Origin of the sequence: Sphingosinicella sp., from assembly GCF_041916975.1 — a bacterium.
In the GTDB taxonomy this organism is placed as follows: Bacteria; Pseudomonadota; Alphaproteobacteria; order Sphingomonadales; family Sphingomonadaceae; genus Sphingosinicella.
The window spans coordinates 1,594,738-1,616,261 of sequence record NZ_JAYRYK010000001.1 but is presented as its reverse complement, the minus strand read 5'-3'; the positions used below and the strand labels follow the sequence as shown (position 1 = coordinate 1,616,261).

The window sequence follows — 21,524 nt, the reverse complement described above, 5'->3', positions numbered from 1 at the left end:
ATAGACGCCCGCGTGCGTTCCAAACAACAAATGAAAACATGGCGTTCCCAAACAGAATCTGTCGGAGAGGCTCCGGCAACGGCGTCCTGCGCGCGGCAGAGCCTTTGTGGTTTGGTGCATATGCTATTGCGTATAAGAATAGTTTTCTTATACGCTAATTGCCATCCGCGTCCCATGAAAAGGAATTCGGCATGAAACAGCCCATGCTTCGCACCGTGTCGATTGTCCTCGTGTTGGTTGGCGCCGCGGAGGTCCGCGCAGAAACCCGTACTGCTGCGGAGGCTGCCGCTGCCGACGCCGCGGCACGCGCGGCGCTGAAGGATGGGCCCTTCGCGGGGATTGCCGTCGCCGTCTCCCGCGGCGGCAAGGTCGTCTATCAGTACGGCTTCGGCTTCGCCGACGTCGAGCGCAAGATCCCCGTGAATGCGGACACGCGCTTTCCGGTCGGTTCGATCACCAAGCCGATGACCTGCCTTGCGGTCCAGCAGCTTGCGGACGCGGGCCGCGTGGATACGTCGGCGCCCGCCGCCCGCTATCTTCCCGGCCTTGCCGCACCGGCGCGCGACGTCGCGGTCCGGCATCTCCTCGATCACACCTCGGGCATCGAGAATTATATCGAGATGAAGGACTTCCCCTATCGCAAGCCGACGGGACTTTCGCGGGACGACATGACGGCGTTCTTCGCGGCAAAACCGCTGCGCTTCGCGCCGGGCGAAAACTTCAGCTATTCGAATTCGAACACCTACCTGCTCGGCCTCATCATCGAGGCGGTGGGCGGCGCGCCCTACGACGCCTATGTGAAGCGCGAAATATTCGCGCGGTTCGGCATGAAACGCAGCGACTTCGCGGCAGCGCCGGAAGGAGAGGCGAACCGCGCGTTCGGCTATCAGAGCCGGGACGGCGCGTTCACGCCTGCCACGCGCTACGACTGGCTGGTGCCGTTCTCGGCGGGCGCCGCCGTTTCGACCGCGCCTGACCTGCTGCGCTTCGCCGACGGCCTGTTCGGAAAGAAGACGGCGCCAAGCGTGCGCGAACGCCTGCTGGCACACGGCACGCTCGGCGACGGCTCGCGCAACAGCTATACGCAGGGCTGTCTTGTCGAAGGCAACCTCGGCGGTGTTCGCAGGTTTTCGCACGCCGGCGCGATCTACGGCTTCTCGGCACATTTCGCGCACTATCCCGATCAGAAATTGTCGGTGGCGGTCGTCGCCAACAGCCAGGGCGAGAATTTCGGCGCGATGACGCTCTCGAACCGCATCGCGCGAATCTTCCTCGGCCAACATGAACCCGAACGGATCGACACGCCGTTCGACATGGCCGCCGCGTCTTGGATTGCAGGGGAATATGTTGTCGGCAACCGCCGTCTCGGGATCGACCGCCTGCGCTTCTCGCTGCATGACGGCAAGCTGTGGCTGGAGACGGGCACGCCGAGCCGGGGCGGGCAGCCGGGCGAGAAGCAGGAGATCGCGCTCATCCATCTCGGCGACAATCGCTTCGTTTCCCCGCGCGACAGCGAACAGACCTTCAGGTTCGAACGATCAGGGGAAGGCGCGACGCTGTTTCTGGATTATCACGGCAGCGACATGCCGTTTCACCGCACCGGGGCATAAGCCGATGTTGTCACCCTACGCCATCTACGACACAGCGCCGCCGCCGGGCGTGCCCGTGCTCGATATCGATCCGTTCTCGGCGTCGTTCTTCGACGATCCGTTTCCGGCGCACGAGGCGATGCGCGAGGCGGGGCCGTTCGTGTGGCTCGGGCAATATAATATCGGGGCGGTCGCGCGGTACGAGCACGTGCGCGAGGCGCTTACGGACTGGGAGCGTTTTTCCTCGGCGCGCGGCGTCGGCATGGAGGATTTCCAGCGGCACGGCCGCTTCCGCCTGCCGAGTCTGATCCTGGAGGCGGACCCACCACTCCACACGCGTTCGCGCGGTGTCCTCAGCCGTGCGCTCTCGCCGCCCGTGCTCAAGGGGCTGCGCGCGCGCTTCGCGGCGGAAGCCGAGGCGATCGTGGAGCAGGTGGTTGCAACCGGACGGTTCGATGCCGTTTGCGATCTTGCCGAAGCTTATCCGCTGCGGGTGTTCCCCGATGCGATGGGTATGAAGCGCGAGGGGCGCGAAAAGCTACTGCCGCACGCCGAGATGCTGTTCAATTCCTTCGGCCCGCGCAACGCGCTGTTCGAGGCGTCGCGCGCGCAGGCGAGCTTCGACTGGATCGAGGAACAGGGCCGGCGCGAGAATCTGTCGCCGGGGCTCGGCCTTGTGATCCACGAAGCCGCCGATCGCGGCGAGATCAGCCACGACGAAGCGCCGCTGCTGGTGCGGGCGCTGCTGCAGGCGGGGCTCGACACCACGGTGAATGCGATCGGCGCGACGCTCTATTGCCTCGCGCGTTTCCCCGATCAGTGGGAACGTTTGCGCGCCGAGCCGGCGCTTGCGAAGGCGGCGTTCGACGAGGCGATCCGGTTCGAATCGCCGGTGCAGACCTTCTTCCGAACCGCGACGCGCGATACCGAGATCGGCGGCGCGCGCGTGCAGGAAGGCGACAAGATCCTGATGATGCTCGCCTCGGCCAATCGCGATCCGCGCCAGTGGGATGTACCGGAGCGGTACGACATCACGCGGAAGACACTCGGCCACGTGGGCTTCGGTGCCGGCATTCATCAATGCGTCGGGCAGATTCTCGCGCGGATGGAAGGCGAGCTGGTGCTGGACGCGCTCGTGCGGCGCGTAAAGTGCCTTCGCATCGCGGGCGACGTCGTCCGCCGCCACAACAACACGCTGCGCGGGCTCGCCAGCTTGCCGGTCGAGATCGAGCGCGCCTAGCGTTTCCTTGGCACGAACTGCCCTGCGGTGACGCCGGTCGGCTTGCCGTTCTCGAAAGCGACCTTGCCGTTCACGATCACGGTGACGATGCCGGTGGAAAGGGCGCCAGGGTCCGCATAGGTGGCGCGCGCGGCGACGGTGGCGGGATCGAACAGCACGACGTCCGCCGCGAGTCCGGGCATCAGGCGGCCGCGATCGGCAAGGCCGAGATGCGCGGCGGGAAAGCCCGTCATCTTGCGGATCGCCTCTTCGAGCGGGAAGAGTTTGAGGTCGCGGCTGTAATGGCCGAGCACGCGTGTGAAGCTGCCGCTCGCGCGTGGATGCGCATAGCCGCGTGCCAGCGACTGCGCGTCGACATAGGCGCCGTCGCTCGCGACCATCACCCACGGCTTCACGATCAGCTCCAGGATATCCGCCTCGTCGATCGTGCCGAGCGTGACGCGAACGGCGTTGCGCGCGGCGAGATCGGCGAGGAGATCGAACGGCGCGACACCGCGCTTCTTCGCCAGCAGCTCGAGGTTCTCGCCGACGAGGTCGGGGTTCTCCGGCGCATCGACGATCCTCATGCTGCCGTAGCCGACGGCCTTGATCCAAGAGAAGCCCTTGTCGACGCCGTGTTCCGTCGCCTCGCGCACGGCGGCGCGGCGGGCAGGATCGGCGAGCGCGGCGCGCACCTCCGCCTCCGTCACCTTCCGGTCGCCGCGCCCGTCGGGGAGGACGAAGAGATCGTAGACCGCGCGCACGGTCGCGCCGTCGAACGGATATTGATCTGCGACGATGTCGAAGCCTTGCGCGCGCGCCGCCTCGACCATCGTGATGACCTCGCCGATGCGGCCCTTGTTGGTGAGGCCCGTGGCTTTCAGGTGTGCGAGCTTTGCGGGGATGCCCACGGCCTTGCCGAGTTCGATTGCTTCGCGTTCCGATTCCACCATGTGGAAGCCGGGATCGCGCGTGTGCGAATCGTAGGTGCCACCATAGGGCTTTACTGCGGCGGCAAGCGTCTGCACCTCGGCCTCGGTCGCGAACATGCCGGGGTCATACATGAGCCCGGTGGAAAGGCCGACGCAGCCCATCTCCATCCCTTCGCGCACCAGCGCCGCCATGCGTTCGATCTCCTCGGGCGTCGCCGCGCGGCGCTGCTCCGGCATCACCTCTTCGCGGATACCGTTGTGGCCGACGTAGCAGCCGTGGTTGACCCCCATGCCTTTTGTGGCGAGCATACCGCTCAGCTGCCGCATCACGCGCGGTGAAAGGCCGCCGTCGGGGCTCGCCATGATCGTGGTGACGCCCTGCGACAGGTCCTGCGCATCGATGAACGGCCCCTCGATGCGTTCGACGGCTTCGGGGGCATGGCTGTGCGCATCGATGAAGCCCGGCGCGACGGCGAGGCCGCTGGCATCGATCGTGCGTGCCGCGACGACGCGCGACGCCTTCTTCACGAACCGGATCTGGCCGCCTGCGATTCCGACATCAGCCGCGCGGGGCGGCGATCCCGTGCCGTCATAGACAAGCCCGCCGCGCACGAGCAGGTCCAGCCGCTCGGGCTGTCCGGCACAGGCGGCAAGGGCCAGCGCCGCGACCGCGCAAGCCGCTTTCAGGCAGGTTTTGGAGACGTTGAAGTTGATGATCTTCACGCGGAGAGGCCCTTTACAGTTTTCGCTAGACGAATTGATTTTAGCGTATAGGAAACATAGGGGTCATTCAAGGTTGCAACATGCGTTTCGATTTCATCGTTATCGGGGGCGGCATCGTCGGCCTGTCAGCCGCTGCGGCGCTTTCGGCGTGCGGCAAGACGCTGCTCCTCGAACGCGAAAGCCAGCCGTGCCACCACAGCTCCGGCCGATCCGCAGCGATTTTCGTGCACAGCTACGGCAATGAGGTGGTGCAGGCGCTGACCGCGATCAGCGCGCGTGCCTTCACGGCAGCGGGGCAGGAGATGCTGGGGCGCAGGCGCGGCATCCTGGTCGTTGCGCGGAAGGACGGCGATCCGGGTGGGCCGGTACCGGGCCGGGAACGCATTTCGGCGGAAGCCGCCGCTGCGCTGATGCCGCTGCTGCGGCCCGAAACCCTCTCGCACGCGTGGCTGGAAACGGATGCGCGGGACATCGACGTGCACGCGATGCACATGGCCTACGCACGAACGCTGAAGGCGAATAGCGGCACGCTTCTGACCGACTTCGACGTGCGTTCGGCTGAATGGCAGGGCGGACTCTGGCACGTCTCCAATGGCGCGCAAAATGTATCCGCGCCGGTCGTGATCAACGCCGCGGGAGCGTGGGCGGACACGGTGGGTGCGCTGTTCGGGGCTGCGCCGAAGGGCATCCAGCCGCTGCGGCGCAGCGCGGCGCTGATCGATCCGCCCGCAGGCAGCAACCTTGAGGACTGGCCGATGGTCGTCGACGTCGAGGAGAGCGTGTACTTCAAGCCCGAAGCCGGGAAGCTGATGGTATCTCCGGCAGACCGGACACCCTCGCCGCCGTGCGACAGCTGGGCGGAGGACATGGATATCGCCGTCGCGATCGATCGCTACCAGAGCCTCACCGGCGAGGAGGTGCGGCGCGTGACGCACACGTGGGCGGGGCTGCGCAGTTTTGTACCCGACGAAAGCCCGCTGATCGGCGCGGACGCCGCGGTGCCGGGCTTCTTCTGGCTCGCCGCACTCGGCGGCTACGGCGTGCAGACCGCGCCCGCTGCAGGCGCCATCACTGCCGCGCTCGCAAGCGGCACGGCGCTTCCTGAAGGCGTGACGCCTGAATTGCTGCGCGCGCTCGATCCCGCACGCATCACCTGAACGCCGGCGTTTATTCCGGCTTTTGCGGCGGGTGATGATCGACGGCGTTCACCGCGTCGATCAGCTCGGTCTCGTTCCCCGAACACACCGCGATCACGCGGCACGGCGTGTCGCCATGCGCGACGTAGGCGTGGCCCATCTGGCTGTCCATCCACATGGATTCGCCTGCCTGCAGGATCACCGGCTTGTAATATTCGGAGTGCACCTCGAGCGCGCCTTCGAGGACGTAGACGAACTCCTCGCCGCCGTGGCGCACGTAGTCGGGAAAGTCCGAAAAGGAATGCGACTGCGGCGAGACGACAAGCGGCACGAACGCTTTTCCCGACACGTCGGTGCTGAGATAGCAGTGATCATAATGCTCGGTGCGCACGACGACGCCTTCGCCGATGCGATTGATACTGCGCCGCCCCTTTGCCGAGGAGTCGCCCTGCGCCGGAGACGAACCACCGAGCAGATCGGCGAAATCGACGCCGAGACCCTGACAGAGCTGCGTGAGCTTGTCGTAGGTGAGCGACATCTTCCCGGATTCGACCTTCGACAGCGTCGAGATGGCGATGCCCGTGCGGCGGCTGACTTCCGACATGGTGAGCCCCATGCGGCGGCGCAGCGCGCGCAGCGCTTCAGCGAGTTTCGTGGGCGGTCGGCCCATCCATACGCTCCCGGCAAGTTTCAACGAACAGACAACCGCAATAGGTCAAAAGGATGGAAAGCGGAACAGCCGCTGATCATCGCGGTTTCAGCGTCAGCGCACCCACCGAATCCTTGCGGAGTTCGGCGGCGCTGCCCGTGAGCGGGAAATAACGCCCCGCCGCCCAGTCTTCCGCCATATGCCCGAACCACGGCGACAGCACGTTGCCCGACATGCCGGGCGCGATCATGTAAAGGCTCTGCGCGGGATCGGCGAGATCGACGATCTGGCGATAGCGCGCGCCGTAGACATCCGCGTAGGGATCGTCGCCCCAGAGATTGCTGAGCCCGGCGTTCACCGTCGTCGCGTCGCCCGGCGCGGCGGGCGAGGCGACGAGGTGCGCCCCGACGAGCGGCAGATGCGAGAAGATGTCGTGCTTGAAGCGCACGCGGTGCACGTCGCCCCAGCGCCATGTGTCCATGTCGCCATATTGCGCGCGCAGATCCTTCACCGCCGTGTCGAGCGCGCGGGCGGCGAGCGCCCGGCAGGCATCGCGCGCGCACCATCCGCCTTCCCCGGCGAGCAGGCGTTCGAGGCGCGGGCGCGTCGCGCCGAGATAGTCCTTCGCAAGCGCGCCGAGCCTAGGCTCCAGAAGCGCCGTTACCGCCGCCCTGTACCACGCCGACCAGATCAGTGGCTCGGCCCTGCCGGTTGCCATGTCGCCGTTCCAGCGCCGCAGCGCGGCGAGCGCGGCGCGGCCGTCCGCCGTGGCGGGGGTCATCGCGGCGAGGATGGGTTTCATCGCGCCGACCTGCGCCGAAACCGTATCGAGCTGGAGCTTCCGCATCGTTTCCCGATCGGCGCCTTTCGCCGTGCCGAGCTGCTGGACGATGCGCGCGGCGCGCCAGCCCGGCTCGAACGCGGTGCTGTCGTACAGGTGGTCTCCGTTGAGCGTGCGGTTGTTGGCATTGGCGACGAAGCCCGATGCAGGGTTCACCGTTCGCGGCATCTCCCGCGGATAGGCGTAACCGGTCCACGCGAAGCGCGCGTCCCAGCCGGGCGCGGGCAGGAAGCCGTCCCCGCCGCGGCGCGGGATGCGCGCGGCGGTCGCCATCGCGATCGTGCCCGAACGATCGGCGAACGCGAAATTGTGCTGGAAATGGAAGTTCGCGATCGCGCGTTCGAATTCCGGCCAGTCGCGCGCTGCCGCGATGTTCACGAAGGCCTCCATGATCGGCTGGCCGCCTGGGAAGTCGACACCGGCGAGCGCAACGACATGGCCCGGCGGCAGTTGCTCGCGCACCAGCCGGGCGGCTTCGTCGTCGATGTCCGAAAGCACCGGGCCGTGCGCGGTGTAGCGCAGCACGATGCGCTCGGGCGCCTTGTCCTTCACCGGGATCGTCACCGTGCGCGTCACGAATTTCCGAGGCCCCGCAGGCGTCATGTATTGCGTCGGATCGGCCGGATCGACGCGCTCGACGAAGAGGTCGGTCTGGTCCGCCATCACATCGGTGATGCCCCACGCGATGTCGCGGTTGCGCGCCGTCGCGAGGCCCGGAAGGCCGGGGCGGGAGGCGCCGACCAGCTCGAAATCCGCGCCGACGATGCGGACGGGATAATAGTCCGCCGGGGCGGTGAGCGGCCCGTGCGGATCGTTGGCGAGCAGGGGCTTGCCGCTCGCCGTGCGCGTGCCCGCGACCGCCCAGCTGTTCGATGCGGGGAGCGCGCGGCCGAAGGGGAGCGGTTCGGCGAATGCCGTCTTCACGGGCTTCAGCGCCACTGCGCCGCACGTGTCTGCCGCCGCGCCCGGCGCCTGCGGTGCATCCGGATGCGTCACCGGGCTGACGTCTGCAGCGGAGGCGAACAGCGAACGCAGTGCATCGCAGTCGATCGCGGGGAGCAGGCGGGCGCGCAACAGCTCGTCGCGCCAGTCTCCAAAGCCGAGCGTCAGCAACCCGGCGACGCGGCTGACGTCGCGCGCCTCCCAGCGCCCCGGCGCGGTGCCGGTGAGCAGGAATTCAGGGGGCAGCGCCCCGCGCCGCGCATCGAGCGCCGCGTTGATCCCCGCGACATAGGCGCGGATGGCACTGCGCGTTGACGGCGAATAGCCGCGCTCGGTGCGATCGGCGATGGCTTCGATATCGAGCGCGGCAACGAGCTTGTCGGTGCCGAGCCCGTCGCTGCCGATCGCTTCCGCAAGGCGCCCGTGTGCGGCGCGGCGTGTCATTTCGAGATTCCAGAGCCGATCCTGGCCATGGACGAAGCCGAGTCCGAAATAGCCGTCGTCACGTGTCGCGGCGAAGATATGCGGCACGGCACGCGCATCGCGCACGATCTCAAGGGTGCCGCTGATCCCGGCGACCTGCCGTGTGCCGGAATAGTCGGGCAGCGATGTGCGCAGCCATCCGTATGTGCCCGCGGCGAGCGCCAGCAGCGCGAACGCGGTGCCGCCGAGTATCCATTTTGTCTTGCCGAATTTTTTCATGCCCCGGACGTCCTGCTGGCGATTGCCGATGTGCCGGAGATGGTCTCCGATATGATCGATTTTTCATATACACTAATTTCGACAGGGTGCCAGCAAGAGCGGTTGCAGCCTTCCCCATTGATCACATTTTTAGATATAGTATTTATATTTCAATGTATTGAGTGAAATTTCATCATCTTTTGTGGGATCATTCGGCCTGCCGGGAGAGCCGCGACATGAGTCGGATTGACATTATAGGAAAAGTTGGAGCTATATAGGAAAATCCTTTTGAAGGATTGGCACGGGTCATGAGGGTGGCCTGTGGGGACGAAGGGGAAGCAATGGGACAGACTGTTATGCAGCCGCGTGCGCGGCAACGGGTTCGTGCGGGCATTTGGCAGCGGGGGCGCCGTCTGGCGGCAAAGGCCGCGCTGCTCTCCGCCGCGTTTCCGATGATGCCGGTTCAGGCGGCGCTTGCGCAGGAAGCGGATTCCGGAAACGAAGACATCGTCGTCACGGCCTCGCGCATCATGCGCAGCGGCTTCACCGCGCCGACGCCCACGACGATGCTCGATGTCGATAATATCGCGTTGCAGGGCGCATCGACGCTTGCCGAGGCGGTGAACCAGATCCCCTCGTTCCTGCCGAACACCACGCCAGCGACGGGCGGCAACAGCACCGCGACCTCGGGCGCCAACTTCCTGAACCTCCGCGGCATCGGGGCGCCGCGCACGCTGGTGCTGGTGAACGGCCGCCGGTTCGTCCCCTCAGCGACGCAATCGACGATCGCGGGCACGGTGGACGTGAACCTGATCCCGCAGGGGCTGATCGACAGGGTCGAGGTCGTGACCGGCGGCGCCTCCGCCGCGTGGGGCTCGGACGCTGTCGCGGGCGTCGTCAACTTCATCCTCGACCGTGAGAAAACAGGTCTCGAACTCGGGCTGCAGGCCGGGATCAGCAGCCGCGGCGACAATGCGGAAACGCAGATCACGGCAAGCTGGGGCACCGATATCGCCGACGGTCGCGGGCATTTCGTGGTCTCGGGCGAATATTTCGACAGCCGCGGCATTCTGGACCAGCAGGACCGCAAATGGGGCGCCGAGGGCTGGCAGGTGTTCGTGAACCCGCTCTATACGCCCACGAACGGCGAGCCCGCGCGCATCCTTTCGCGTGATGTCCACCAATCGAACCGGACGGAAGGCGGGCTCATCGTCACGGCGGGGCCGCTGCGCTTCCTCCAGTTCGGACCGGGCGGCACGGTCTCGCCGTTCACGACGGGCAGCTATCTCGGCTCGACCTACATGGTCGGCGGAGACGGTATCAATCAGGGCAAATACATCTCGCTGGTGACACCGCACCGCCGGCGCAGCGTCTACGCAATGTTCGACTACGACATCGCCGACAATGTTCGCCTGTCGCTCGAAGGGTCCTATGCACGGTCTAGGAGCACCAACGCGACGACCGCGTCTTTCACCCTCTCGCCCTACACGATCTCGCAGCAGAACGCCTTCCTGCCGGAGTCCGTTCGCAGCACGATGGAGACGAACGGCATCACCCAGTTCCAGATGGGCCGGATCAACACCGATATCGGCTACATCACCACCGATCTCGACGGCGAAGTGTATCGCGCCGTTGCCTCGCTCGACGGCAATTTCGGCGATACCTGGCGCTGGTCGGCCTATTACACCTATGGCGAAACACGCCGCACCGACCGGTCGCTCGGCAATCTCGTCAACGCGCGGATGACGGCGGCGATCGATTCGATCATCGATCCGCTGACCGAGCAGCCCGTCTGCCGGAACCTCGCCACCAATCCGGGCTGCGTGCCCATCAATCTGTTCGGCTACGGATCGCCTTCGGCCGCGGCGATCGATTACGTGACCGAGGATCAGGTCGTCGAATCGAAGATCCGCCAGCACGCTGCCGCGCTCGATTTTTCGGGCGAGCCCTTCTCGACGTGGGCGGGGCCGGTGTCGCTGGCGTTCGGTCTCGAATATCGCCGCGAGTCGGTGAAATCGGTGGCCGACGCGATCTCGCAGGCGAACGGCTTCATGATCGGCAATCCCAAGAGCCTCGCGGGTCATTACGACGTGAAGGAGGCTTATGCCGAGGCGGTGGTGCCGCTGCTGAGCGACGCGCCGCTTGCCGAGCTTCTCGAACTGAACGGCGCGCTGCGCTACACGGACTACAGCACCGGCGCGAGTGTGACGACGTGGAAGATCGGCGGCACCTATGTGCCGACGAAGGGCATCAAGCTGCGCGGCACGCTCTCCCGCGATATCCGTGCGGCGAACCTCACCGAGCTGTTCAGCGTTTCCGGGCTCAGCTTCGCGAACGTTCGCGATCCGCGCGACGGTTCATCGCCCTTCGTCAGCTCGCTGAGCGCCGGCAATCCGGGGCTCGCGCCCGAGAAGGCCGATACGTGGACGGCGGGCGTCGTGCTCGAACCCGCGATGCTGCCGGGCCTTCGCCTCTCGGTCGATTACTACGACATCGACATCAGCGGCGCGATCGGCACGCTCACGACGCAGAACATCATCGATCGCTGCTTCGTGGGCGGCAACACGCAACTCTGCGACCTCATCGAACTCAATCCCGACGACAGCATCCGGCACATCAACAATTTCTTCGTCAACATCCAGACCGTGCAGACGCGGGGTGTCGACGCGGAACTCGCCTATCGCACCGCGATCGGATCGGACACGCTCAGCCTGCGCGTGCTCGCCACCTATGTCGCCGATCTCATCACCGGCGATGGCGTCACCTCGGTCGACCGTGCGGGGCAGGCGCAGGGAACCGGCGTGCCGCATTGGACGGGCATGGCGAACCTCGTCTACACGACCGGGCCGCTGTCGCTCGGGCTTTCGGGGCGTTATGTCGGCGGCGGCGTGTTCGATGTGACGTTCGGGCCGAACGACATCAACGACAACGACATTTCCAGCCGCTTCTACCTGAACCTCTCCGCATCGTACGAGATCGGCGAGGGCGACGGGTGGAAGATGGAACTCTACGGCTCGGTGAAGAACCTGCTCGACAAGGATCCGCCGATCGTCGGCTCGACCTTCCAGGCGCCGTTCGCAACCAACGGCGCGCTCTACGACATGGTCGGCCGCTATTTCACCGTGGGCGCGCGGATGAAGTTCTGATCCCGCCATCCTTCCGCTTCCGGCCCGGGCTGTTATAGACAGCCCGGGCGATACAAGGGGAGGGCAGGGTTTGATCAGGCGACTTCGGGTATTCGCGGCGCTGGCCGTATCGCTTTCTGCAATTGCCGCGCACGCCGGACCTGCCACCGAGACCGCGAAGGTCCGCGGCCTTAAAGCGCCCGCGGAGATCATCGTCGATCGTTGGGGATTGGCACACATCTACGCGGCGAACACGCACGACGCCTATTTCCTCCAGGGCTACAACGTCGCGCGCGACCGGCTGTGGCAGATCGACCTGTGGCGCAAGCGGGGCCTTGGGCTCCTGTCGGAAAGCTTCGGCGAAACGCATGTCGAGCAGGACCGCGCCGCGCGCCTGTTTCTCTATCGCGGCGACATGGCGAGCGAATGGCGCCGCTACGGGCCGGGGGCGCAGGACAACTACGAAGCCTTCGTCGCGGGCATCAATGCCTATGTCGACGCGGTGCGCGCGGGCACGAAACCGCTGCCGCGCGAGTTCGCGATTACCGACAGCAAGCCCGCGCGCTGGCGCGCCGAGGATGTCGTGCGCATCCGCACGCATGCGCTAGTGATGAACGCGCGCTCCGAGATTCAGCGCGCCCGCCTCATCTGCAAGGGCGGGCTGGATGCGGCGCGCGCGACGCAGCGTCTTTATCCCGATCACACGCCGCAGGTGCCTGAAGGGCTCGATCCCTGCACGATCGATGCGAACGTTATGGACGATTACGCGCTCGCCACCGGCCCCGTGAATTTCGATGCGCTCGCGAAAGTGGCGGAGTCCCTCCCCGACGATGTGAAGGACGGCTCCAACAACTGGGTGGTCGCGGGATCGCGTACCACCACCGGGCGGCCGATCCTCGCCAACGATCCGCATCGCGCGCTTACCGTGCCGAGCCTGCGCTATGTCGTGCATATCGAAGCGCCGGGATTGTCGCTGATCGGCGCGGGTGAGCCGGGGGTGCCTGGCATTTCCTTCGGCCACAACGGCAAAGGTGCGTTCGGTCTCACCATCTTCAGCACGGATCAGGAAGACGTCTACGTCTACGAAACGCAGTCCGGTAACGCGGACAGGTATCGCTATCGCGGACGCTGGGAGAAGATGCGCATGGTCCGGGAAACGATCCCGGTGAAGGGCGGCAAACCGGTTGCGGTGGACCTGGCGTTTACCCGGCACGGCCCCGTCATCCATCGCAGTGCGAAGGACAACCGCGCCTATGCGGTCCGCTCCGTGTGGTCGGAGCCCGGCACCTCCGCCTATGCAGCCGCTTCATGGCTTGCGAACGCCGCAAGCTGGGAGGATTTCAGAACGGCCGCAGATCACTGGGGCACGCCGCCGCTCAATCTCATCTGGGCCGGCCCGGACGGCGCCATCGGCTGGACGGCGGCTGGCCTCGCGCCCGTGCGTCCGAACTGGGACGGGCTGATGCCGGTTCCGGGCGACGGGCGCTATGAGTGGAATGGCTTCCACGCGCCGCGCAGCCTTCCGAGCGTGAAGGACCCCGCAGAGGGCTGGATCGCCACCGCGAACGAACGCAACGTGCCGAAGGACTATCCGGCCGACGTACCGCTCGGTTACGAATTCGCCGATCGCAGCCGCTACGAACGCCTTGCGCAGCTCTTCTCGGGCAAGGACCGTGTCTCAGCAGCCGATGCCGCAGCGATGCAGATGGATATCCATGACCTCTCCGCACAGCGGCTTCTAGCGCTGCTGAAAGACGTGAAGGGCTGGGACGCGGAGAGCACGCAGGCGCTCGGCCTGCTGCGAAACTGGAACGGCGACATGCGCGCCGACAGCGCCGCCGCGGCGATCGCCGGCACCTGGCTCGCATCGCACCTCGGCGCCGCGCTCGTTGCCCATGCCGTCGCCCCGGATGCGCAGCCGCTGGCGCCGCGCGTGGCGGCGGATGCGGCGCTTCGTATCCTCGAAACGCGCGATGCCGTGCTCGGGCCGGACGCTGCTGCCACAACGCAAACTGTGCTGCGGGAGAGCTTTACCGCCACGCTCGGCGAACTGCGTCGGAGGCTTGGGCCGAACATGGAAAGCTGGACGTGGGGCGGCGTGCACACACTCGAATTGAAGCCTCCCTTCGGCACGCGCCTTGGTGCCGACGAACTGAGGGCCATGACGATCGGGCCGCGCCCGGCGGGCGGATCGGCAACGACGATCGCGATGGCGGCCCCGGGCAAGGATCTCGCCGCCGTGCACGGGCCGTCCGTTCGCATCGTCATGGACGTCGGCGACTGGGACAAATCGGTGTTCATGAACATGCCCGGCCAGTCGGCGGACGCATCAAGCTCGCACTATGGGGATTTCGTGCCCGGATGGCTCGCGGGTGAATTCGCACCGATGACGTATACGCGCCCGGCGATCGAGAAAGTCGCCGAGCACGTGATCAGCCTGACCCCCGGTCGTTGACTCCTGGCAGCTACGGGGGGCTTACGCGACCTCTATTTCCTGGACGGCGCCGACCCGCGCGAAACGAAGCGGCCCGGTGTCGCGCCCGTGACCTTGCCGCTTTCCAGCACCGTTTCGCCGTTGACGACGACGGCGACCATGCCTTCGGCGCGGAGCGCCGGCCGTGCGTAGGTTGAACGGTCGGTGACCTTCGCCGGGTCGAAGACGGCGATATCCGCGACGAGGCCGGGCTTCAGCAGGCCGCGATCGGTGAGGTTAAGATGCGCAGCGGGAAGGCTCGACATCTTGCGCACGGCTTCGGCAAGGGGGAAGAGCTTCAGATCGCGGCTGTAATGCCCGAGCACACGGGCGAAGCTGCCCGTCGCGCGCGGATGATAGCCCATGGGGTCGATCTCGGCTCCCTCGGGCGCGCTGTAGCCGCCGTCGCTCGCGATCATCACCCATGGTTGCACCATGAGCTTCCGCACGTCGCCCTCGTCGATCGTGCCGAGCGTGATGAGCAGCGCGTCGCCGTGATCCTGGACGAGTCGGGCGACGAGATCGAACGGCGCCATCCCCCAAGCCTTCGCCAACAGCTCGATGTTCTGATCGACGAGTTCGGGCGCCCCCGGCACATCGACGATGCGCATGTTGCCGTAACCGACCGCCTTGACCCACGAGAAGCCGCCGGCCTCGCCGTGCTCGGTCAGGTCGCGGACGACAGCGCGCATTTTCGGATCCTTCAGCGCCGCGCGAACGTCGGGGGCGGACGGCATCTCCTTGCCGCCCGGCAGCACGAAGATGGCGGCGAGCGGCCCGGTGGCGGCCCCGTCGTAGGGATACTGGTCGGCAACCACCTCCTGCCCTGCGGCGCGTGCCTCTTCGACCGCGGCGATCACGTCGCCGATGCGCCCCTTGTTGATAAGGCCTGTGGCCTTCAGATGGCCAAGCTTCGCGGGAATCCCGGCACGCTTTCCGATCTCGATGGCTTCCTTCTCGGATTTCAGCATCTGCAGGGAGGGGTTGCGCGTGTGCGAATCGTAGGTGCCGCCGAACGGCTTCACGACTTCCGCCAGCGCGACGACTTCGTTCGTGTCGCTGAACATGCCGCCGTTGTACATCAGACCGGTCGACAGGCCGACGCAGCCCATTTCCATGCCCTCACGGACCAGCGCCGCCATGGCGGCGGTCTCTTCGGCATTCGCCGGACGCTGGACGCCGGGCATGAGCTGGTCGCGGATGCCGTTGTGTCCGACGTAGCAGGCGTAATTGACGCCCGAGCCGCGCGCTTTCAGCTGCGCTGCGCGCTGCTTGATGTTTTCCGGCGAATAATAGCCGTCCGGTCCCATCACGATCGTCGTCACGCCCTGGAGGAGGTCCTGCTCGTCGATCATGGGTCCGGTGCGCTCTTCGAAGCCGAAATCGACATGGCTGTGCGCATCGATGAAGCCGGGGGTCACGGCAAGGCCGCGCGCTTCAATCACCTTTGCCGCGTTGCCGCGCACGCGCTTGCCCACGGCGGCGATCTTTCCGCCGCTGACGGCCACGTCGCCCACATAGCCCGGCTTGCCCGACCCGTCGTAAATCGTGCCGCCGCGAATGAGGAGGTCATAGCTCTGTGCGGTGGCGGGGGTGGACAGCGCCACCATTCCCAGAAGCAGAAGTGCGGCTTTCGACATGGTTTCCCTTCCCCGGATCGAATTTCCAATGCTTTCCGATATGGAAACATTGCGTCCTTGGCAAGCAGTTGCGATAAGTCCCTCCCAGTAGTTGAAACGGTGAGTAAGATGATCGAGCAGGGTGGCCTGGGCCAGAAAATCAAGGCATTGCGGACGGCCCGCGGTATTCCCCTCAGCGTGATGAGCGAGCGCACGGGCTATTCCGTGTCGGCGCTTTCGAAGATGGAAAACGATCGCCTCGGCCTCACCTACGACAAGCTTACAAAGCTGACGGGCGCCCTTGGCGTCGATATCGGCAGCCTGTTCACCGACACCGCGCAAACGGCAGTTCATGCCGGGGGCAGGCGCAGCGTCGCGCGCAAGGGCGAGGGGCGCAACATCCAGACAGGCAGCTACGATTATCTGTACGTCTCGCCCGAACTCAGCCGCAAGCGCATCGTGCCGATCAGGGGGCGTGTGCATGCCGCGACGCTGGAGGAGTTCGGGCCGCTGATCAGCCATGACGGCGAGGAGTGGATTTACGTTCTCGACGGCGTGCTCGAAGTGCACAGCGAGTTCTACGAACCGGAGATTCTGGAGCCCGGCGACAGCATCTATATCGATAGCCGCATGGGCCACGCCTATCTCTCGAAGACGCCGGGCGGCACGGACATCATCGCCGTCTGCACGGAGCGAGCCGACGATTTCGTCTATGGAGAGCCGTCTGCCGAGGCCGCGCGCACGCACGATGATCCGCCACCCCGGCCCCGCGCCCGCAAACTAAAGACGCGCTGACATCCTGGAACCTGGGCGTTGGGAGGGGAGCGCTGCGCTTCCCTTTCCAACGTGAATCCCCCCGGCGTTCGCTGACCTGTGTCCGCGGTTCCACACGTTGTCGGAAAAGGGAGCGTCAATTCGTTTCCAAAATAGAAACATTGTTGACATTGAGGAGGCGTTCGATAGCATTGGGATGGGACTGGCCCGAACGGGCTTTTGGGACGTGTGGCACGCTAAATGGCGGTCCATTCGCAAATGTGGGGGAATGACAAATGTTTCAACGACAGAATCGGTCTCTTTCGGCAACGGTTTCCGCGCTGGCTTTGCTGATCAGCGCACCCGCAATCGCGCAAACCGCAAGCGGGGAGTCTGAAGAGCTGACGGGCAACGAAATCATCGTCACTGCGACTAAGCGCGAGCTGCGTCTCGTCGACGTGCCGCTCAGCATCAGCGCGATCAGCGGCGGAGACATGGAGCGGCGCAATCTCACGCAGATCGCCGATTTCGCATCGCAGGTTCCGGGCTTTTCGATCCAGGCGACCGGAAACGGCGGCACACGCCTCGTGCTGCGCGGCCAGAACGCGGGCGGCTCGGGGGCATCGGTCGCAACGATGGTGGACGACATCGTTGTTTCGTCGGCCTCGTCGCTGTTCAACGGCTCCTTGCTCACGGCAGACCTTCTGGCGTTCGATCTCGACCGCGTGGAAGTGCTGCGCGGGCCGCAGGGCACGCTCTACGGCGCGACGGCGCAGGGTGGTCTCCTGCACTACATCACCAACAAGCCGAGGCTCGGCGTATTCGAAGCGCGCGGTCAGGCGGGCTTTGATTCCGTGCGCCATGGCGGAACCGGCTGGATCGCACAGGGTGCCGTGAACGTCCCGCTCGGCGAAATCGCCGCACTGCGCGTCACCGGCACCTATCAGGATGTCGCCGGCTATATCGATAATCCGACCCGCGACGAAAAAGACGTCAACGGCGGTGAGCAATACAGTCTGCGCGGGCAGCTTCAAATCGAACCGACGGAAGCGCTCAGCATACGTTTGACGGCGGCTTTGCAGCGCGGCGATTTCGACGGCAGCGGCTCGCTCGAACTCGTTGGGGGATTGAACGCTCAGCCCTCCGTGGCGTCGAAGGTCGCAAATGGCGGCGAGCCCATTCTGAACACGTACGCACCGGAAAGCTCACTCCGCCGGTTTGAATATTACAACGGTGTCATCAATTACGATCTCGGCGGGGTGAGCCTGTTCTCATCGACCAGCTACAGCAAATACAAATCCTTCTACCGTAGCGACATTTCGCATTTGCAGCTTGCGCCCGGCCTGACGGCGGCGGATTTGTTCGGTGGCGTTTACGGTGAACCGATCGCGCTCTGGGGGCGCCAGGAGGACAGCTTCAAGAAGTTCAACGAAGAGATCAGGCTCGCTTCGAATACCGACGTCGATGCCGGCTTCATGCGGTTCGATTGGCAGATCGGCGGCTTCTACACGAACGAAGATATCACCTTCGATCAATATTACGATGCCGTGCAGCAGGATGATGAATCAGTCATACTGGATTCGCCGCTTCCGCTCGGCGGCAGCACGCTTCCGGCCAAATACAAGGAATATGCGGGTTTCGGTGAAGCCACACTAAAGTTCGGCGAAAGCTTCGAAATTTCGATCGGCGGTCGCTATTCGCACAACAAGCAGCGCTCGCAGGTTACGAGCGATCCGGGACTGATCGGCAGCGGCGGTCCGGACCCGATCGTAAATCCGGTCATCCGGACGACCGAAAACAAGTTCACATATTCGATCGCCCCGCGCTTGAAACTGAACAACGATATCTCACTCTATGCGCGTCTCGCGACCGGTTACCGCCCCGGCGGCCCTGTGCTGATCGTGCCCGGTGCACCGGAAGATTTCCCGACGTTCTACAATTCCGACAACACCACCAACTACGAAGTGGGCGTCAAGGGATCGACCGCTGACCGCGTGTTCAATTTCGATGTCGCGATTTACCGCATCGACTGGACGGACGTGCAGCTCATCACGGACTTCGTCTCCGAAACAAATGGTCAAACGTTCTCTGTTCAGGGCAACGGCGGCAGCGCACGCAGTGAGGGACTGGAATACACGCTGAGCCTGAACCCGGTGAAGCCGCTTACCTTTGCGGTGACGGGCGGTTACACGCGGGCGCGTCTCACCGAAGATGCACCCGCCTTCGGCGGCCTGTCGGGCCAGCGCCTGCCCTACGTGCCGGAATTCCAGAACTCGGTTTCGATCGATTACGTTCATGAGCTTGATGAGGGTTCAACCCTGTCGGGCGGTGTGACGTGGACCTATGTCGGCTCGCGGTACAGCGACTTTTCGACGTCGCCGGCCACCACGAACCACGCGCGAATTCCGGACTACAACACCCTCGACCTGCGGCTTGGTGCCCGGTTCGGACAGATCTCGGTCGAGGCGTTCGCCCGCAATCTGACCGACTCGCAGGGGCTGACGAACTATTCGAGCGGCGGCGGCGCGGGGCTTATCGGCAGGGGCACGATCATCCAGCCGCGGACGCTCGGTATGCGGCTCGGCTTCAAATACTGAAGCCGTTCGTGACCGATATTGCAAAACCCTATCTGGTGTTTCTGGCGGACGCCGAAACCCCGACGCTCGCCAAGACGGCGCTTGGGGTGCGGGATTGGGCACGCGAGGATTGCGTCGGTCAGTTGCGGCTGACACCGGCGACGATCGATATCGGTCTCCCGGACCTGACGCCATCAGAAGCGGCCGCGCGCGGTGCGCGGTCGCTTCTGATCGGGGTCGCACCGGTCGGCGGGCAATTGCCCGCGGCGTGGCAAGGCGTTCTGCTCGAAGCGCTTGAAGCGGGTCTCGATATCGTCAGTGGCTTGCATGTCCGGTTGGAAGCATTTCCGGCCCTCGCCGAAGCCGCGGACCGGCTGGCGCGCACGCTGCACAACGTGCGTCACAGCAAGACCGTGTTTCCGATTGCGACGGGCCGAAAACGCACCGGCAGGCGCGCGCTGATGGTCGGCACGGATTGCGCACTCGGCAAGAAATATACGGCGCTGGCGTTGACACAGGCAATGCGCGCGCGGGGTATCGACGCCACCTTCCGCGCAACCGGACAAACCGGCATCATGATCTCGGGCAGCGGCATCGCGATCGACGCCGTCGTCGCGGATTTCATCGCCGGCGCGGCTGAAACCCTGTCTCCCGACGCCGCGCCCCATCACTGGGACGTGATCGAAGGGCAGGGTGCGCTTTTTCACCCGGCCTATGCGGGGGTAACGCTCGGCCTGCTGCACGGCAGCCAGCCTGATGCGCTGGTGCTGTGCCACGATCCGGCGCGGACCATGACGAGCTTTTTCCCGGACTATCCGCTGCCCACGATCGAGGCCGCGATCGCCGCCTATCTGCCGCACGCGCAGCGCACGAATCCCGCCGCGCGCTTCGTCGGCGTCAGTCTCAATACATCGGCGCTCGATGAGGATGCGGCGCGGCGCGCGATCGAGAACGCGGGCGCACGGGCCGGTCTTCCTGCCTTCGATCCGCTGCGTTTCGGGATCGAGACGGTTGTTGATGAAATGCTTGCTGGGACGCTTGAGGCCGCATTCGCGGCAGTATGACCAAACTCAATTTGAAAGGTAAGATATGACCCTGTCCAGGAGAACGCTTGCAGCCGGTGCAGCGATCAGCGTGCTGTTTTGCGGGACTGCATTCGCAGCCGACACCAGCGCAGTTGCGGCCGCCATCGACAAGGCCGTGCAGGATGCCATTGCCGCCGGTGAAAGCCCGGGTCTTCAGGTCGCCGTCTACAAGGATGGCGCGCCCGTTCTCGTGAAGAGCTACGGTTCCGCCAATCTCGAGCTCAATGTGCCGGTGAACAACGACAGCATATTCCGCATCGGATCGGTCACTAAGCAATTCACGGCGGCGGCGCTTCTGAAGCTCGAGGAGGAAGGCAAGCTCTCGCTCGACGACAAGCTCTCGAAATACTACCCCGATTTTCCGCGCGCCGCTGATGTCACGCTGAAGCAGATGCTGCATCACACCTCCGGCATCCACAGTTACACCGACGATCCGAGCTTCCTTCAGGAGGCCGGGCTGAAGCGCACGACGGATGAATGGGTCGCGCATTTCGCGAAGATGCCGAAGATGCAGGATTTCGAGCCGGGCACGGGCTGGAACTACAGCAACACCGCCTATTACATCCTCGGCGGCGTCGTCGAGAAGGCGGAAGGAAAGCCGCTCGCAACCGTCCTGCAGGACCGTTTCTTCGCCCCGCTCGGCCTCACGCACACGGCGCTTGACGATGAAAGCGTCATCGTGCCCGGCCGCGTCGCGGGCTACGACGGCGCCGGCCCGAATCAGTTCAAGAACGCCGCATTCATTTCGATGACGGTGCCGGGCGGCGCGGGTTCCATGCGCTCGTCGGCGAATGATCTTGCGCGCTGGAACGCGGCGCTCTTCGGCGGAAAAGTTCTGAAGCCCGCATCGTTCAAGGCGATGATCGCGCCGGGCAAGCTGAACAACGGGCAGAACAGCGGGTCGGCCGTCAAGGATCGGCCGGGCGACATGCCGCCGTTCGAATACGGCTACGCGCTGTTCACCGCCGACATCGACGGGCACCAGCGTATCGGTCACGGCGGCGGGATCTTCGGATTCAGTTCGTCGCTGAACGAATTCCCGAAGGATCGCCTCACCGTGTCCGTTATCGCGAACGGCATCGGCAAGGATGTCGGCGCCGGCAAGATCGCGGATCAGATCGAACGCATCGCGCTCGGGCTTCCGGCCAAGAAATAAATCCCCCGGCGGGTCGGAAGGAATT

General features: G+C 65.1%; 13 protein-coding genes. 9 read left to right on the top strand and 4 right to left on the bottom strand.

Features of this window, described 5'->3' with window-relative positions:
• The first annotated feature begins 191 nt into the window (after nucleotides 1-191).
• Nucleotides 192-1,610, top strand: coding sequence for a serine hydrolase domain-containing protein (locus ACE3TJ_RS07480; protein ID WP_374595400.1), 1,419 nt, complete (start codon nucleotides 192-194; stop codon nucleotides 1,608-1,610).
• Nucleotides 1,611-1,614: 4 nt separating this feature from the next.
• The gene (locus ACE3TJ_RS07475) at nucleotides 1,615-2,829 is read left to right on the top strand and encodes a cytochrome P450 (RefSeq protein ID WP_374595398.1); all 1,215 of its coding nucleotides are present in this window, start codon (nucleotides 1,615-1,617) and stop codon (nucleotides 2,827-2,829) included.
• Here the strand turns inward: ACE3TJ_RS07475 and ACE3TJ_RS07470 are convergent.
• The gene (locus tag ACE3TJ_RS07470) at nucleotides 2,826-4,463 is read right to left on the bottom strand and encodes an amidohydrolase family protein (protein WP_374595396.1); all 1,638 of its coding nucleotides are present in this window, start codon (nucleotides 4,461-4,463) and stop codon (nucleotides 2,826-2,828) included. The two genes, ACE3TJ_RS07475 and ACE3TJ_RS07470, sit on opposite strands and share 4 nt — an antisense overlap.
• A gap of 80 nt (nucleotides 4,464-4,543) precedes the next feature.
• Here ACE3TJ_RS07470 and ACE3TJ_RS07465 point away from each other — a divergent pair, with 80 nt between their 5' ends.
• On the top strand, nucleotides 4,544-5,620 hold the full coding sequence (locus ACE3TJ_RS07465) for an NAD(P)/FAD-dependent oxidoreductase (protein WP_374595394.1): 1,077 nt from the start codon (nucleotides 4,544-4,546) through the stop codon (nucleotides 5,618-5,620).
• A 10-nt stretch (nucleotides 5,621-5,630) separates the two neighbouring features.
• Here ACE3TJ_RS07465 and ACE3TJ_RS07460 read toward each other — a convergent pair whose 3' ends face one another.
• Nucleotides 5,631-6,269 carry a helix-turn-helix domain-containing protein gene (locus ACE3TJ_RS07460; RefSeq protein ID WP_374595393.1) on the bottom strand — a complete coding sequence of 213 codons (639 nt, stop codon included), beginning with the start codon at nucleotides 6,267-6,269 and terminating at the stop codon, nucleotides 5,631-5,633.
• Nucleotides 6,270-6,345: 76 nt separating this feature from the next.
• Nucleotides 6,346-8,733, bottom strand: a complete 2,388-nt coding sequence (locus ACE3TJ_RS07455; protein WP_374595392.1) for a penicillin acylase family protein — start codon at nucleotides 8,731-8,733, stop codon at nucleotides 6,346-6,348.
• A gap of 320 nt (nucleotides 8,734-9,053) precedes the next feature.
• Between ACE3TJ_RS07455 and ACE3TJ_RS07450 the strand changes: the two genes are divergently transcribed.
• Together ACE3TJ_RS07450 and ACE3TJ_RS07445 are read left to right on the top strand one after the other, a co-directional pair.
• On the top strand, nucleotides 9,054-11,858 hold the full coding sequence (locus tag ACE3TJ_RS07450) for a TonB-dependent receptor (RefSeq protein WP_374595390.1): 2,805 nt from the start codon (nucleotides 9,054-9,056) through the stop codon (nucleotides 11,856-11,858).
• Nucleotides 11,859-11,928: 70 nt separating this feature from the next.
• On the top strand, nucleotides 11,929-14,292 hold the full coding sequence (locus ACE3TJ_RS07445) for a penicillin acylase family protein (RefSeq protein WP_374595388.1): 2,364 nt from the start codon (nucleotides 11,929-11,931) through the stop codon (nucleotides 14,290-14,292).
• A gap of 32 nt (nucleotides 14,293-14,324) precedes the next feature.
• On the opposite strand, the gene ACE3TJ_RS07440 is transcribed toward ACE3TJ_RS07445, so the two are convergent.
• The gene (locus tag ACE3TJ_RS07440; protein ID WP_374595386.1) at nucleotides 14,325-15,950 is read right to left on the bottom strand and encodes an amidohydrolase family protein; all 1,626 of its coding nucleotides are present in this window, start codon (nucleotides 15,948-15,950) and stop codon (nucleotides 14,325-14,327) included.
• 108 nt (nucleotides 15,951-16,058) lie between these two features.
• Between ACE3TJ_RS07440 and ACE3TJ_RS07435 the strand changes: the two genes are divergently transcribed.
• The 4 genes from ACE3TJ_RS07435 to ACE3TJ_RS07420 all read left to right on the top strand — a co-directional run bounded on the left by ACE3TJ_RS07435 (nucleotide 16,059) and on the right by ACE3TJ_RS07420 (nucleotide 21,499).
• Entirely contained in the window at nucleotides 16,059-16,724 is a 666-nt protein-coding gene (locus tag ACE3TJ_RS07435) for a helix-turn-helix domain-containing protein (RefSeq protein WP_374599345.1), read from the top strand.
• A gap of 254 nt (nucleotides 16,725-16,978) precedes the next feature.
• On the top strand, nucleotides 16,979-19,279 hold the full coding sequence (locus ACE3TJ_RS07430) for a TonB-dependent receptor (RefSeq protein WP_374595384.1): 2,301 nt from the start codon (nucleotides 16,979-16,981) through the stop codon (nucleotides 19,277-19,279).
• Nucleotides 19,280-19,287: 8 nt separating this feature from the next.
• On the top strand, nucleotides 19,288-20,322 hold the full coding sequence (locus tag ACE3TJ_RS07425) for a DUF1611 domain-containing protein (RefSeq protein ID WP_374595382.1): 1,035 nt from the start codon (nucleotides 19,288-19,290) through the stop codon (nucleotides 20,320-20,322).
• A 25-nt stretch (nucleotides 20,323-20,347) separates the two neighbouring features.
• Nucleotides 20,348-21,499, top strand: a complete 1,152-nt coding sequence (locus ACE3TJ_RS07420) for a serine hydrolase domain-containing protein (RefSeq protein ID WP_374595380.1) — start codon at nucleotides 20,348-20,350, stop codon at nucleotides 21,497-21,499.
• Nucleotides 21,500-21,524 lie beyond the last annotated feature (25 nt).

Excerpts from the sequence above, each read along its gene's own strand:
- ACE3TJ_RS07435 (WP_374599345.1), top strand. The coding sequence starts at position 16,059 with ATGATCGAGCAGGGTGGCCTGGGCCAGAAAATCAAGGCATTGCGGACG.
- ACE3TJ_RS07450 (WP_374595390.1), top strand. The coding sequence starts at position 9,054 with ATGGGACAGACTGTTATGCAGCCGCGTGCGCGGCAACGGGTTCGTGCG.
- ACE3TJ_RS07475 (WP_374595398.1), top strand. The coding sequence starts at position 1,615 with ATGTTGTCACCCTACGCCATCTACGACACAGCGCCGCCGCCGGGCGTG.
- ACE3TJ_RS07440 (WP_374595386.1), bottom strand. The coding sequence starts at position 15,950 with ATGTCGAAAGCCGCACTTCTGCTTCTGGGAATGGTGGCGCTGTCCACC.
- ACE3TJ_RS07420 (WP_374595380.1), top strand. The coding sequence starts at position 20,348 with ATGACCCTGTCCAGGAGAACGCTTGCAGCCGGTGCAGCGATCAGCGTG.
- ACE3TJ_RS07430 (WP_374595384.1), top strand. The coding sequence starts at position 16,979 with ATGTTTCAACGACAGAATCGGTCTCTTTCGGCAACGGTTTCCGCGCTG.
- ACE3TJ_RS07480 (WP_374595400.1), top strand. The coding sequence starts at position 192 with ATGAAACAGCCCATGCTTCGCACCGTGTCGATTGTCCTCGTGTTGGTT.
- ACE3TJ_RS07460 (WP_374595393.1), bottom strand. The coding sequence starts at position 6,269 with ATGGGCCGACCGCCCACGAAACTCGCTGAAGCGCTGCGCGCGCTGCGC.
- ACE3TJ_RS07455 (WP_374595392.1), bottom strand. The coding sequence starts at position 8,733 with ATGAAAAAATTCGGCAAGACAAAATGGATACTCGGCGGCACCGCGTTC.
- ACE3TJ_RS07465 (WP_374595394.1), top strand. The coding sequence starts at position 4,544 with ATGCGTTTCGATTTCATCGTTATCGGGGGCGGCATCGTCGGCCTGTCA.